This window comes from Streptomyces sp. NPDC050743 (assembly GCF_044456925.1).
Taxonomy (GTDB): Bacteria; Actinomycetota; Actinomycetes; order Streptomycetales; family Streptomycetaceae; genus Streptomyces.
In genome coordinates this window covers 115,739-128,708 of record NZ_JBITGJ010000005.1, presented here as the reverse complement: position 1 = coordinate 128,708, position 12,970 = coordinate 115,739, and the positions used below count along the sequence as shown (strand labels likewise).

The window sequence follows — 12,970 nt, the reverse complement described above, 5'->3', positions numbered from 1 at the left end:
GGGAGGGGCAGATGGCGGAGGGCGCCGGATACGACCGGGTGAGCGACAAGGATCTCCTCGCCCGTCATGTGGAAGGCGATCCCGATGCCTTCGGTGAGATCGTGCGGCGGCATCGGGATCGGCTCTGGGCGGTCGCGCTGCGGACGCTGGGCGACCGCGAGGAGGCCGCCGACGCGGTCCAGGACGCCCTGGTGTCGGCCTACCGGGCCGCCCATACCTTCCGGGGCCAGTCGGCCGTCACGACCTGGCTGCACAGGATCACGGTGAACGCCTGCCTGGACCGCGCCCGCAAGGCGGCCTCGCGGAAGACCGCTCCCGTCGACGACACCGAGCGGCTGGAACAATTGCTGGAACCACACGAGTCGGCCTCGGCGCCGGCCGAACGCAACGATGTCCAGCGCCAGCTCTTCGAAGCGCTCGGCACTCTCCCGCACGACCAGCGGGCCGCCCTGGTCCTGGTGGACATGCAGGGGTATCCCGTGGCCGAGGCCGCACGGATCCTCGATGTGCCCACGGGCACCGTGAAGAGCCGGTGTGCCCGGGGCAGAGCCCGGCTACTGCCCCTCCTCACGCATCTACGGCCCGAAGGCTCCGGAAGCGGAGAAGAACCCGGCGCGGGACGGAACCGGGTGGAGGGGACATCCGTCCCACCGGCAACGGGGGCTCCGAGTGGAACTTCCGAGGACACGGGACCGAGCGATTCAGCCGTAGTGAAGGGCGGAGGTGGGCGAGCGTGACTTCCACGACAGACACGGCCGGGCACCCGGACGTCGCGGAGATCTCCGACCTCGCCGAAGGCCTTCTGCCTCCGGACCGCGGCGCGGACGTACGGCGCCATCTGCAGACGTGTGAGCTGTGCGCGGACGTGTGGGCCTCGCTGGAGGAGATCCGGGGTCTGCTGGGATCCGTATCGGGAGCAGAGCGGATGCCGGCCGACGTGGCCGAGCGCATCGATGCCGCGCTGGCCGCCGAGGCGCTGCTCAGCGCCTCCGCTCCGGAACCGCTCAGCGCCCAGGTCTCTCCGGAGACCGAGCTGAGGCATGGCGACGGCCAGGGCCATGTTTCACGTGAAACATCGCTTCCCTCGGACCGGCCCGCCGGCCGTCCTCAGGCGGCGACCGGTCCGGGACGCAAGGGGCACGAGCGGGGACGCCGCCGGAGGCGAGTGGTCCTGGGGACTGTCCTGACCGCGGCCGTCCTGGGGGTGGGGTCACTGGTGCTGCAGTCACTCGGTGATCACTCCTCCGACACCACCACTGCCCATGGAAAGCCGACCCCTTCCGTCGGCACGTTCTCCGGCGCGAGTGTCCAGAGCCAGCTGAAGGATCTGCTCACCAACAAGAAGAGCGGGAGGCAGGGCCAGCGGCCTCGATCGGGCATCGATTCCGGGCAGAACACTCCCAAGCCGATCGAGAGCGCCAACACCCTGATCCAGACCGATGTCGCCGTCCCCGACTGTGTCCGGGCGGCGCTCCACCAGGGCGACGACGTACTGGGCGCCAAGACAGGAACGTACGGCGGTAAGTCCGCCTACCTGGTGGTGGTGCCCGACGCCGCCGACAGCGCACGCGTCACGGTCTACATCGTCGACGCGGCCTGTATCGGGCAGCAGCCCGGCTCCGCCGGCACGGTTCTTCTGAAGCATTCCTTCGCTCGCCCGTGAGCGCGCTCGTCTCTGTGCGCGCCCATCTCTGACCGCGCCCGTCGCTGAGGGCGCCACCCCTGAGTCGGCCGGGCCGCTCCCGCCGTCACCCGACGCATGCGTGTGCCCCGGCACAGCGGGAATGCGGGCCCCGTAGGATCCGTTGGGTGGGGTGAGAGTCCTGAAAGGGGCTCCCACCGGTCGACTGACGCAGACCAGAGACGAGGAATCAAGCCGTGAGCGACGTCCGTAACGTGATCATCATCGGCTCCGGGCCCGCAGGCTACACGGCGGCGCTCTACACCGCCCGTGCCTCGCTGAAGCCCCTGGTGTTCGAGGGCGCCGTCACCGCCGGTGGCGCCCTGATGAACACCACCGAGGTCGAGAACTTCCCGGGCTTCCGCGACGGCATCATGGGCCCCGAGCTCATGGACAACATGCGGGCGCAGGCCGAGCGCTTCGGCGCCGAGCTCATCCCGGACGACATCGTCTCCGTTGACCTCGCCGGTGAGATCAAGACCGTGACCGACACCGCAGGCACGGTCCACAAGGCGAAGGCCGTCATCGTCGCCACCGGCTCCCAGCACCGCAAGCTGGGCCTGCCGAACGAGGACGCCCTGTCCGGTCGCGGTGTCTCCTGGTGTGCGACCTGCGACGGGTTCTTCTTCAAGGACCAGGACATCGCCGTGATCGGTGGCGGTGACACCGCGATGGAGGAGGCCACCTTCCTCTCGCGGTTCGCCAAGTCCGTGACGATCGTCCACCGCCGGGACACGCTGCGCGCCTCGAAGGCGATGCAGGAGCGCGCCTTCGGCGACCCGAAGATCAAGTTCGTGTGGGACAGCGAGGTCGCCGAGATCCAGGGCGAGCAGAAGCTCGCCCGTCTGAAGCTGCGCAACGTCAAGACTGGCGAGCTGTCGGAGCTGCCCGTGACCGGTCTGTTCATCGCGATCGGCCATGACCCGCGTACCGAGCTGTTCAAGGGTCAGCTGGACCTGGACGAGGAGGGCTACCTGAAGGTCGCCGCTCCGTCCACCCGCACCAATGTGACCGGTGTCTTCGCCGCCGGTGACGTGGTCGACCACACCTACCGCCAGGCGATCACTGCGGCCGGCACCGGCTGCTCCTCCGCTCTGGACGCCGAGCGCTTCCTCTCCGCCCTCGCGGACGAGGACAAGGCGGAGCCCGAGAAGACCGCCGCCGTCTGACCTTCCCCTTCTTCCCTGCCCCACCGCATGATCAAGGAGCCCGCTGTGGCCAACCTGAAGAACGTGACCGACGCTTCCTTCGACGAGGACGTCCTCAAGAGCGACAAGCCCGTCCTGGTGGACTTCTGGGCCGCCTGGTGCGGTCCGTGCCGCCAGATCGCCCCGTCCCTCGAGGCCATCGCCACCGAGTACGGCGACAAGATCGAGGTCGTCAAGCTGAACATCGACGAGAACCCGGGTACGGCCGCCAAGTACGGCGTCATGTCCATCCCGACCCTGAACGTCTACCAGGGTGGCGAGGTCGCCAAGACCATCGTCGGTGCCAAGCCGAAGGCCGCGATCGTTCGCGACCTCGAGGAGTTCATCGCCGAGTAAGGCGAGAACCGAGCGGTGCCGTCCGAACGGCGGTGCATGTTTCACGTGAAACACGAATGGGCCAACCCCCGCGGGTTGGCCCATTCGCTTATGTCCCTCCGCTGACCCAGCGACTACAGCGGCCTCAGCGCCGGCTCCTTCTGGACCGCCCCGAGGAGCCGGTCGAGCGCCATCTCCACGTCTTCCTTCCAGGACAGCGTCGACCGCAGCTCCAGCCGCAGCCGGGGATGCGTGGGATGCTGCCGAACCGTTTTGAAGCCGACGGCCAGAAGATGTTCCGCGGGGAGCAGGCAGGCGGGTTCCTTCCAGCGGGCGTCACCGAAGGCCTCGATCGCCTTGAAGCCGCGGCGCAGCAGATCCTTGGCGACCGTCTGCACGAGCACTCGGCCAAGCCCCTGCCCCTGATAGCCGGGCATGATGAACGCCGTCATCAGCTGCACGGCGTCGGGCGACACGGGACTCGTGGGAAAGGCCGTCGACCGCGGGACATAGGCCGGAGGGGCGTACAGAACGAATCCCACCGGTACGTCATCGACGTACACCACTCGCCCGCACGAACCCCAGTCCAGCAGAACGGCGGAGATCCAGGCTTCCTTCTCCAGTGCCGAGGTGCCCGCCCTTACCGCCGCTTCACCACTGACGGGATCCAGCTCCCAGAAGACACACGACCGACAGCGTTGGGGAAGGTCCTGAACGTTGTCCAGCGTGAGCGGCACGAGCCGACGCCCCATGAAGGCTGTTCCTCGCTTCCTTCGCCCGCCGCATCACGCGCGGCTGTGAGAGTGCTCCGCTGCCTGAGCAGGCTGCCGACGAATCCGCCGACCGCTCCAAGGCTCAGGCCCGCGCTCACCAGTCCGGTGCGGCTCATCGATCGCATGGCCCCCGTCTCCCCGCTCAGAGATGCAGATGCTGTCCGGTGGATGCGCCATACCCGTTCGCATCGTATCCACGATGTGATTCGCTCGATACCGCCTCAAAGCAAAGAGCGGGCCGTGTTCCGGTACACACCGGACACGGCCCACTCTTGTTTGGCCGAGTTGGGGGACGGGATCAGTCGTCCTCGTCGTCCGTCGCGTTTTGCAGCTCCTGGTGCAGCACCGGCCCCTCGTCCGGGGCGAGCGTGCTCAGGATCCGCTGAAGATCGTCCACCGAGGCGAACTCGACGGTGATCTTGCCCTTCTTCTGTCCGAGGTCGACCTTCACCCGTGTTTCGAAGCGGTCCGACAGACGGGTCGCCAGCTCGTTCAGAGCCGGGGAGAGCCGGGAGCCGGCGCGCGGCCCCTTGGGACGCTGAGGCTTCTGGGGCCGCGAACCCATGAGGGTCACGATCTCCTCGACGGCTCGCACCGACAGCCCCTCGGCCACGATGCGGTGAGCCAGCCGGTCCTGCTCCTCGGAGTCCTCGATGGACAACAGGGCCCGGGCATGTCCGGCGGAGAGGACACCGGCAGCCACGCGCTTCTGGACGGCCGGTGAGAGCTTCAGCAGACGCAGCGTGTTGGAGACCTGGGGCCGGGAGCGCCCGATCCGGTCGGCCAGCTGGTCGTGGGTGCAGTTGAAGTCCTTGAGCAGCTGGTCGTAGGCGGCCGCCTCTTCCAGCGGGTTCAGCTGCGCGCGGTGCAGGTTCTCCAACAGCGCGTCCAGAAGGAGCTTCTCGTCCTCCGTGGCCCGGACGATCGCCGGGATGGCCTCCAGGCCTGCCTCGCGGCAGGCCCGCCAGCGGCGCTCGCCCATGATGAGCTCATAGCGGGCGGGCCCCAGCTGCCGTACGACGACGGGCTGGAGGAGACCGACCTCCCTGATGGAGGTGACGAGCTCCTGGAGCGCGTCCTCGTCGAAGACATCACGCGGCTGGCGGGGGTTGGGCGAAATCGCGCCGAGAGGAATCTCGGCGAAGTGCGCGCCTATCGGGGCCGCTGGCGTCTCCGTGACGGGGCTTGCGGAGAGCTCCTCGGTTTCATGTGAAACAGGCGGCAGCGTGGCCACCTTCGCCGCGGCAACCCCGCGGTCGGTCGTCAGCGCCGGGGCGGCTGCGGGGGAGGCGGAGACTCCACCACCCAGCGCGGCCGGAGCCGGGGTCTTCTCCGTCGGGGCAGCGGGGATCAATGCGCCTAGACCACGGCCCAGCCCCCTCCGTCGCTCGCTCACTGGATCCCCTCCACCATGCTCGGGTCGTTCTGGGCGCCGATGTGGGCCTGGCTCGCGTCATAGCTGATGCCGATGCCCTTCAGCGCGATTTCTCGGGCCGCCTCAAGATACGAGAGGGCACCGCTTGATCCAGGATCGTAAGTCAGTACCGTCTGCCCGTAACTCGGCGCCTCGGAGATACGGACCGAGCGGGGAATGCTTGTCCGCAGCACCTCGTCGCCGAAGTGGGTGCGCACCTCGTCCGCGACCTGGGAGGCGAGACGCGTCCGGCCGTCGTACATGGTGAGCAGGATGGTCGACACATGCAGCGCGGGGTTGAGGTGCCCCCGTACCAGGTCGACGTTGCGCAGCAGCTGCCCCAGGCCCTCGAGTGCGTAGTACTCGCACTGGATCGGGATGAGGACCTCCTGGCCCGCCACCAGCGCGTTGACCGTCAACAGGCCGAGCGAGGGCGGACAGTCGATGAGGATGTAGTCCAACGGCTGTTCATAGGCCTGGATCGCCCGCTGCAGTCGGCTCTCCCGGGCCACCAGGGAGACCAACTCGATCTCCGCACCGGCGAGATCGATGGTCGCGGGGGCACAGAAGAGACCCTCTACGTCGGGGACCGGCTGGACGACCTCGGCGAGGGGCTTGCTCTCCACCAACACGTCATAGATCGAAGGAACTTCGGCGTGGTGGTCGATCCCGAGGGCGGTGGACGCATTGCCCTGCGGGTCGAGGTCGATCACCAGGACACGGCCGCCGTGCAGAGCCAGCGAAGCGGCAAGGTTGACGGTGGTCGTCGTCTTGCCCACGCCGCCCTTCTGGTTGGCGACCACGATGACTCTGGTCTGCTCCGGCCGGGGCAGACCTTCGCCGGCGCGGCCCAGAGCCTCTACCGCCAGTTGGGCCGCACGACCGATCGGAGTGTCGTCCATCGGAGGCGGTGTTTCACGTGAAACATCCGCCCCCATCGACTCGGTACGGGGACCGGGGACCGGATCGGTCATCGGTCCCGCGATGTTGGCGTCGGACCGCAAGGATTCACTCTCCTCGACTTCAGGCTCGCAATGAACAGAGCCTCCCATGTCTTCGGGGTCGCGAACCAGTGAGCCCTGGTGTTCTGTGGAGAAATCCACCTCTGTGGACAACTCCGTGTCCCCGGGGAGGGACGGAGTGCCATGGGAGAGGGGATCCTCCGCCAGGGAACCGAGGGGCTTGCGATCACGAGGTTCGGCCGCAGCGCGGCCGCGACTGATGATGCCGTGGAGCAGTGAGCGACGTTTCACGTGAAACACGATGCACAGCGGCGGCGACCGGACCTTCACGACACTCCGACCTGCATAGGTTTGGCAGCTTGTGTGGAGTACGTCTCGTCCTCGGGGCGGATCCGAGACGCTCCTGCTGCTGCCCCTGATCCCGCTCCCGTCCCTGCTCAGCGGCGACGACGGGCCCGGCCCGTCCGGGCGGCCTTGGCCCGCTTGGCCGCGAACCGCACACCGCCCGGGCTCTCCCCGACCTCGACCCGAACCACCGTGGACAACGGATCCACGATGCCCTCACCCACATGCAGGATTGACGTCTCCACCGCGCCGAGCTTGCTCAGTGCCGTGGACGCGGCCTTCAGCTCCTCCTCGGCGGTGTCTCCCTTCAGCGCGAGCATCTCGCCGTAGGGACGCAGCAGCGGGATGCCCCAGGCGGCCAGGCGATCCAGCGGGGCCACGGCCCGGGCGGTCACCACATGAACCGGCGGCAGCTTGCCCAGGACCTCCTCGGCCCGGCCCCGCACCACCGTGACGTGATCCAGGCCGAGCAGCTCGACGACCTCGGTGAGGAAGTTGGTGCGCCGCAGCAGCGGCTCCAGCAGGGTGATGTTCAGGTCGTCCCGGACCAGGGCCAGCGGGATACCGGGCAGACCGGCACCGGAGCCGACATCGCAGACGGTCACGCCCTCGGGGACGGCCTCGGAGAGCACCGCGCAGTTCAGCAGGTGCCGCTCCCACAGGCGGGGCACTTCCCGCGGGCCGATGAGGCCACGCTGCACGCCCGCCTCGGCGAGCAGCTCCGCGTAGCGGACCGCATCGGCGAAGCGATCACCAAAAACTTCCCGCGCCTGCTCGGGCGCGGGGGGAAGCTCCGCTGCCTCCGTCACGGGGACCGTCCTTCCGTACAGCGCCGGCGCTTCGCGCACCGGCCACCAGAACTACCAGGCTGACAAAGTTCGGCCCCGTCTGCTCAACAGACGGGGCCGGTGGAACGTGGGGGCCGATCAGGCGGGCAGCACGACGACGAACCGCTGCGGCTCCTCGCCCTCGGACTCGCTGCGCAGTCCCGCGGCCTTGACCGCGTCGTGCACGACCTTGCGCTCGAACGGGGTCATCGGCTTGAGCTTCACGGGCTCGCCGCTGTTCTTGGCCTCGCTGGCGGCCTTGGCGCCGATCTCGGACAGCTCGGCCCGCTTCTTGGCTCGGTAACCCGCGATGTCCAGCATCAGCCGGCTGCGGTCGCCGGTCTCCCGGTGCACGGCCAGGCGCGTCAGCTCCTGCAGTGCCTCCAGCACCTCGCCGTCCCGGCCCACGAGCTTCTGCAGGTCACGGCTGCCGGTGTCGCTGATGATCGACACGGAGGCGCGGTCGGCCTCGACGTCCATGTCGATGTCGCCGTCGAGGTCGGCGATGTCCAGCAGACCCTCCAGGTAGTCCGCCGCGATCTCACCCTCCTGCTCCAGGCGGGTCAGGGCGTCTGCGCCCTCGGCAGCGGCGGAGGTGGTGCCTTCCGTCACGGGATGGGCTCCTTCTTACTTCTTGGACGGGGACTTGGGCCGCTGCGGGCCACCCTTGCGCTGGCCGGACTGGGCCTTGCTGCGGGTGCCGGAGCCGGGCTTCTGGGCCTGCTGGGCAGCGGCGGGCTTGGCGTCCTGCGGCTCGTCGGACTTCTCCAGCGAGGTGGACGAGGTGGACCCGCCCGCCTGCTTGGTCCCGCCGGACTGACGCTGGGCCTTGGACTGGCGCTTGGGCTGCTGGCGCCGGGCCGCGGCGCCGGTACCGGCAACCGTGGTGGTCTCCGCGCCGTCTGCGGTCTGCGCCTCGGCCTGGACCGTGCTCTTCGCCACAGTGCCGTCGGCCTGGGCGGCGAGACCGGCCTTGTTCACGGCGTTGATGAACTTGCGCTCGAACTCGTTGCGGTCCCGGCCCTTGGCGACGATCGCCTTGACGATGGCCTTCTCGCTGCGCTGGCGGACCTTGCCGTGCTGCGTGACGTGCTTGGTCAGGCGCTCCAGGTAGGCGGCCTGGGCCTTGGAACCCGGGGTCGGGTTGTTGTGGATGACGTACATCTGCTGGCCCATGGTCCACACGTTCGTGGTCAGCCAGTAGACGAGGACACCGACAGGGAAGTTGATACCGAAGACGGCGAACATGACCGGGAAGACGTACATCAGCATCTTCTGCTGCTGCATGAACGGCGTCTTCACCGTGGTGTCGACGTTCTTCGTCATCAGCTGGCGCTGCGTGTAGAACTGCGACGCCGACATCAGGACGATCATGATCGCGGTGACGACCCGGACGTCGGTCAGGGTGGCCCCGAGCGCCGCGACCTTGTCCGCACTGTCCGTGAACTTCGCCGCGAGCGGGGCGCCGAAGATGTGCGCCTTACGGGCGCTGGCGAGCAGCGGCTCGTTGATGACGCCGATCGTCTTGCCCGTCGCGATGCCGTTGAGCACGTGGTACAGGGCGAAGAAGAACGGGGACTGCGCCAGGATGGGAAGGCACGAGGAGAGCGGGTTGGTACCCGACTCCTTGTACAGCTTCATCATCTCTTCGGACTGGCGCTGCCGGTCGTTCTTGTAGCGCTCCTGGATCTTCTTCATCTCCGGCTGGAGCGTCTGCATCGCGCGCGTGGCCTTGATCTGCTTCACGAAAAGCGGGACCAGGCAGATGCGAATCAGGATCACGAGGGACACGATGGACAGGCCCCAGGCCCACCCGGTGTCAGCGCCGAAGATGGCGCCGTACACCTTGTGGAACTGGACGATGACCCATGAAACGGGTGTCGTGATGAAGCTGAAGAGGCTGGCAATCGTGTCCACTAATCATGCTCCTTGGGCATGGGACGAGGTCTCTGCGGCCGGGCTCGGAGGAAGCTCGGAAGAAGGACTCTCGGGCTTCACTTCGGTGGCCGGTTCGGCGGCGGAGGGCCCGCCCTTGCGTGCGCGCCAAGCGTTGCGCAGCATTTCGTGCCACCGTGGGCGCTTGCGCGGCGGGACGTGGTCCACACCACCCAGCGACCACGGATTGCACCGGAGGATGCGCCAGGCGGTGAGTGCCGTTCCCTTGATCGCACCGTGCCGGTCGATGGCCGTGTAGCCGTAGTGCGAGCACGACGGGTAGTACTTGCACACCGGCCCCAGCAGTGGACTGATCGTCCACTGGTACAGCTTGATCAGAGCCAGCAGCGGGTACTTCATCGCGCGCCCCCTCCCAGCAGCCGCTGAACGGCGGCATCCAGGTCTCGGGCCAGCTGTGCGTGGTCTGCGTCGCCCGCTCCGGGCAGCGCTCGTACGACTACCAGGCTACCGGGGGGAAACAGGGCGACTCGCTCACGCATCAGATGACGCAGTCTGCGCTTCACTTTGTTGCGCACGACCGCTCCACCCACAGCCTTGCTCACGACGAAACCCGCACGCGTCGGGGGAGCGCTCTCCCCAGGCGCGTGCGGGTCCGTGGCACCGCTACGAAGGTGGACGACGAGGGTCGGGCGTCCTGCCCGGCGACCTCGTCGAACCGCGGTCGCGAAGTCCTCGCGCCGCCTCAGCCGGTTCTCGGTGGGCAGCACGACGTCATGACCTGATCGGGATCAGGCGGACAGGCGGGCGCGACCCTTGCTACGGCGGGACGCGAGAATCGCGCGGCCGGCACGGGTGCGCATACGCAGCCGGAAGCCGTGGGTCTTCGCGCGACGACGGTTGTTCGGCTGGAAGGTGCGCTTGCTCACTCGGGGGCTCCAGAAAGAAATCGGTAGTTGCGGGGTGCCGTCTTGGCTGTCACCGTGCGCCCACGAGTAGCTCGCGTCACGCCCGAGTGCACCGCTTCCCGATCACCTGACGTGATCTGTGCCCATCGGAGGCAGGCGGCAGCAGCCATCGACAACTCGACCTGGTTACGGTACGCGGGGCCGCACCATCCGGTCAAACCGGGGGTCACGGAGAGACACTATCCACAGGCTGGGGACAACAACTTGAACCGCACCCGCCGCGCTGACTACCGTGGCTGAACTCCGATTCGTTCTTTTGTCCCCCGCCCCGGCGGGTTTGACCCACCGACCACCCGAAGTACCCCCCGACCCGTTCCGCGATCACACGTTCGTGGGACCTGTGAGAGAGCGTGCCCTGTGGCTGACGTACCCGCCGATCTTGCCGCAGTGTGGCCGCGAGTACTGGAGCAGCTCCTCGGAGAGGGCCGCGGACAGGGTGTCGAGGCGAAGGACGAGCACTGGATCCGTCGCTGCCAGCCGCTCGCGCTGGTCGCGGACACCGCTCTGCTCGCCGTACCGAACGAATTCGCGAAGGGCGTACTGGAGGGCCGGCTCGCGCCGGTCGTCAGCGAGACGCTGAGCCGCGAGTGCGGCCGCCCCATCCGTATCGCGATCACCGTGGACGACTCCGCGGGCGAGCCGCCGGCTCCCGCGGCGCCGGTGCAGCAGCCGCCCAAGCCGCGCTACGAAGAGCCCGAGCTGCCGTCCGGTCCGTCGTACGAGGAACGGCCGTACGAGGGCTACGGCCGCCACCGCGCCCCCGAGCAGCCGCCGGCCGAGCAGCAGCACCGCGCCGACCACCTGCCCAACGGACGCGCCGACCAGCTCCCCGTCGTACGCCCGGCGTATCCCTCGGAGTACCAGCGCCGCGAACCCGGCACCTGGCCGCGGCCCACGCAGGACGAGTACAGCTGGCAGCAGCCCCGGCTCGGCTTCCCCGAGCGCGACCCCTACGCCTCGCCGTCGTCCCAGGACGCCTACGGCTCCGGACCCGACGCCTACGGCTCGCCGTCCTCGGACTACCGCTCGCAGGGCATGGACCGGCCGTCGTACGAGCAGCAGCGCGGCGACTACGACAACCCCCGCGCCGACTACGACTCGGGGCGCCCCGAGTACGACCCGTCCCGCACCGAGTACGACCAGCGCGACCCCGTCCGCCGTGAGCTGCCCGAGCAGCCGGCGGGCGGCGGCCCGGCGCACCGGGGCGGCCCCGGCCGCCCGGACCTGCCCACGACCGGCGCGCCCGGCGCGCCCGGCCCGCTGGCCGCGCAGCCCGCGCCGGCGAGCGGTCCCGGCGAGCCGACGGCGCGGCTGAACCCGAAGTACCTCTTCGACACGTTCGTCATCGGCGCCTCCAACCGGTTCGCGCACGCGGCCGCGGTCGCCGTCGCCGAGGCACCGGCCAAGGCCTACAACCCCCTTTTCATCTATGGGGAGTCGGGGCTCGGCAAGACGCACCTGCTGCATGCCATCGGGCACTACGCGCGCAGCCTCTACCCGGGCACGCGCGTGCGGTACGTGAGCTCGGAGGAGTTCACCAACGAGTTCATCAACTCCATCCGCGACGGCAAGGGCGACAGCTTCCGCAAGCGCTACCGCGAGATGGACATCCTGCTCGTCGACGACATCCAGTTCCTCGCGGACAAGGAGTCGACGCAGGAGGAGTTCTTCCACACCTTCAACACGCTCCACAACGCGAACAAGCAGATCGTGCTGTCCTCCGACCGGCCGCCGAAGCAGCTGGTCACGCTGGAGGACCGGCTGCGGAACCGTTTCGAGTGGGGCTTGATCACCGACGTCCAGCCGCCCGAGCTGGAGACGCGTATCGCGATCCTGCGCAAGAAGGCGGTGCAGGAGCAGCTCAACGCCCCGCCGGAGGTGCTGGAGTTCATCGCCTCCCGGATCTCGCGGAACATCCGTGAACTGGAGGGCGCGCTGATCCGGGTGACGGCGTTCGCCTCGCTCAACCGGCAGCCGGTGGATCTCGGCCTGACCGAGATCGTCCTGAAGGACCTGATCCCCGGTGGCGAGGACTCGGCTCCGGAGATCACGGCCACGGCGATCATGGCGGCCACCGCGGACTACTTCGGGCTGACGGTGGAGGACCTGTGCGGCACCTCGCGCGGGCGCGCGCTGGTCACCGCACGGCAGATCGCGATGTACCTGTGCCGGGAGCTGACGGATCTGTCGCTGCCGAAGATCGGGGCGCAGTTCGGCGGGCGTGACCACACGACCGTGATGCACGCGGACCGCAAGATCCGCGCGCTGATGGCCGAGCGGCGGTCGATCTACAACCAGGTGACCGAGCTGACGAACCGGATCAAGAACGGCTGACGGCGGCCGCGCCTGGCCTGCGCCGACGTCGAGGGCGCCTTCGGGATACGACTCCTGAGGGCGCCCTTTGGCATGGTCGCTCTCCCGCAGGGGCCACTGTCCCGCAGGGGCCAGTGCCTGGTGTCGGTGCCCTGCGCTGGGGCCGGCCCGGGGCCGGGGCCGCGCTCGCCCGCGCCGGCGGGGTGCCGCGAGTACGGGTGGAGTGTTCCTCCTACGCCACCGGGTGTTCGAATTTCTGCCGGGTTACGGC

General features: G+C 68.6%; 14 protein-coding genes. 5 read left to right on the top strand and 9 right to left on the bottom strand.

Annotated features, from left to right (window positions below; genetic code table 11):
• Positions 1-11: 11 nt before the first annotated feature.
• The 4 genes from sigM (at position 12) to trxA (ending at position 3,225) form a co-directional block, all read left to right on the top strand.
• The gene (gene sigM / locus ACIBJF_RS08045; protein ID WP_399172858.1) at positions 12-737 is read left to right on the top strand and encodes an RNA polymerase sigma factor SigM; all 726 of its coding nucleotides are present in this window, start codon (positions 12-14) and stop codon (positions 735-737) included.
• Complete coding sequence (locus tag ACIBJF_RS08040) at positions 734-1,663, top strand: anti-sigma factor family protein (protein ID WP_399172857.1); 930 nt, start codon at positions 734-736, stop codon at positions 1,661-1,663. The genes sigM and ACIBJF_RS08040 overlap by 4 nt, the downstream gene beginning before the upstream one ends.
• A 215-nt stretch (positions 1,664-1,878) precedes the next feature.
• A complete protein-coding gene (gene trxB / locus ACIBJF_RS08035; protein WP_399172856.1) occupies positions 1,879-2,850 on the top strand; it encodes a thioredoxin-disulfide reductase in 972 nt (323 codons plus the stop codon).
• A 27-nt stretch (positions 2,851-2,877) separates the two neighbouring features.
• Positions 2,878-3,225, top strand: a complete 348-nt coding sequence (gene trxA, locus ACIBJF_RS08030; protein ID WP_399172855.1) for a thioredoxin — start codon at positions 2,878-2,880, stop codon at positions 3,223-3,225.
• Positions 3,226-3,338: 113 nt separating this feature from the next.
• Here trxA and ACIBJF_RS08025 read toward each other — a convergent pair whose 3' ends face one another.
• The 9 genes from ACIBJF_RS08025 to rpmH all read right to left on the bottom strand — a co-directional run bounded on the left by ACIBJF_RS08025 (position 3,339) and on the right by rpmH (position 10,347).
• Complete coding sequence (locus ACIBJF_RS08025; protein ID WP_399172854.1) at positions 3,339-3,956, bottom strand: GNAT family N-acetyltransferase; 618 nt, start codon at positions 3,954-3,956, stop codon at positions 3,339-3,341.
• A gap of 319 nt (positions 3,957-4,275) precedes the next feature.
• Positions 4,276-5,373: a ParB/RepB/Spo0J family partition protein gene (locus tag ACIBJF_RS08020; RefSeq protein ID WP_399172852.1), complete on the bottom strand. Its 1,098-nt coding sequence runs from the start codon at positions 5,371-5,373 to the stop codon at positions 4,276-4,278.
• Positions 5,370-6,443, bottom strand: a complete 1,074-nt coding sequence (locus ACIBJF_RS08015) for a ParA family protein (RefSeq protein ID WP_399173031.1) — start codon at positions 6,441-6,443, stop codon at positions 5,370-5,372. The genes ACIBJF_RS08020 and ACIBJF_RS08015 overlap by 4 nt, the downstream gene beginning before the upstream one ends.
• A 347-nt stretch (positions 6,444-6,790) precedes the next feature.
• Positions 6,791-7,507, bottom strand: a complete 717-nt coding sequence (rsmG, locus tag ACIBJF_RS08010; protein WP_351802895.1) for a 16S rRNA (guanine(527)-N(7))-methyltransferase RsmG — start codon at positions 7,505-7,507, stop codon at positions 6,791-6,793.
• A gap of 117 nt (positions 7,508-7,624) precedes the next feature.
• Positions 7,625-8,137 carry a protein jag gene (locus ACIBJF_RS08005; RefSeq protein WP_399172850.1) on the bottom strand — a complete coding sequence of 171 codons (513 nt, stop codon included), beginning with the start codon at positions 8,135-8,137 and terminating at the stop codon, positions 7,625-7,627.
• Between the two features lie 15 nt (positions 8,138-8,152).
• Positions 8,153-9,442, bottom strand: coding sequence for a membrane protein insertase YidC (yidC, locus tag ACIBJF_RS08000; RefSeq protein ID WP_399172849.1), 1,290 nt, complete (start codon positions 9,440-9,442; stop codon positions 8,153-8,155).
• A 3-nt stretch (positions 9,443-9,445) separates the two neighbouring features.
• Entirely contained in the window at positions 9,446-9,820 is a 375-nt protein-coding gene (gene yidD / locus ACIBJF_RS07995; RefSeq protein WP_351802901.1) for a membrane protein insertion efficiency factor YidD, read from the bottom strand.
• Positions 9,817-10,188, bottom strand: a complete 372-nt coding sequence (rnpA, locus tag ACIBJF_RS07990) for a ribonuclease P protein component (RefSeq protein ID WP_228621649.1) — start codon at positions 10,186-10,188, stop codon at positions 9,817-9,819. The genes yidD and rnpA overlap by 4 nt, the downstream gene beginning before the upstream one ends.
• A gap of 21 nt (positions 10,189-10,209) precedes the next feature.
• Positions 10,210-10,347 (bottom strand): 50S ribosomal protein L34, encoded by a 138-nt coding sequence (gene rpmH / locus ACIBJF_RS07985; RefSeq protein ID WP_003956500.1) that lies wholly within the window; start codon positions 10,345-10,347, stop codon positions 10,210-10,212.
• Positions 10,348-10,743: 396 nt separating this feature from the next.
• Here rpmH and dnaA point away from each other — a divergent pair, with 396 nt between their 5' ends.
• Positions 10,744-12,720, top strand: coding sequence for a chromosomal replication initiator protein DnaA (gene dnaA, locus ACIBJF_RS07980; RefSeq protein ID WP_399172848.1), 1,977 nt, complete (start codon positions 10,744-10,746; stop codon positions 12,718-12,720).
• Positions 12,721-12,970: the final 250 nt, after the last annotated feature.

Bases quoted from the DNA above. Each gene is read 5' to 3' on its own strand.
- sigM (WP_399172858.1), top strand. From the start codon at position 12: ATGGCGGAGGGCGCCGGATACGACCGGGTGAGCGACAAGGATCTCCTC.
- trxA (WP_399172855.1), top strand. From the start codon at position 2,878: ATGATCAAGGAGCCCGCTGTGGCCAACCTGAAGAACGTGACCGACGCT.
- ACIBJF_RS08025 (WP_399172854.1), bottom strand. From the start codon at position 3,956: ATGGGGCGTCGGCTCGTGCCGCTCACGCTGGACAACGTTCAGGACCTT.
- ACIBJF_RS08015 (WP_399173031.1), bottom strand. From the start codon at position 6,443: ATGGGAGGCTCTGTTCATTGCGAGCCTGAAGTCGAGGAGAGTGAATCC.
- yidD (WP_351802901.1), bottom strand. From the start codon at position 9,820: ATGAAGTACCCGCTGCTGGCTCTGATCAAGCTGTACCAGTGGACGATC.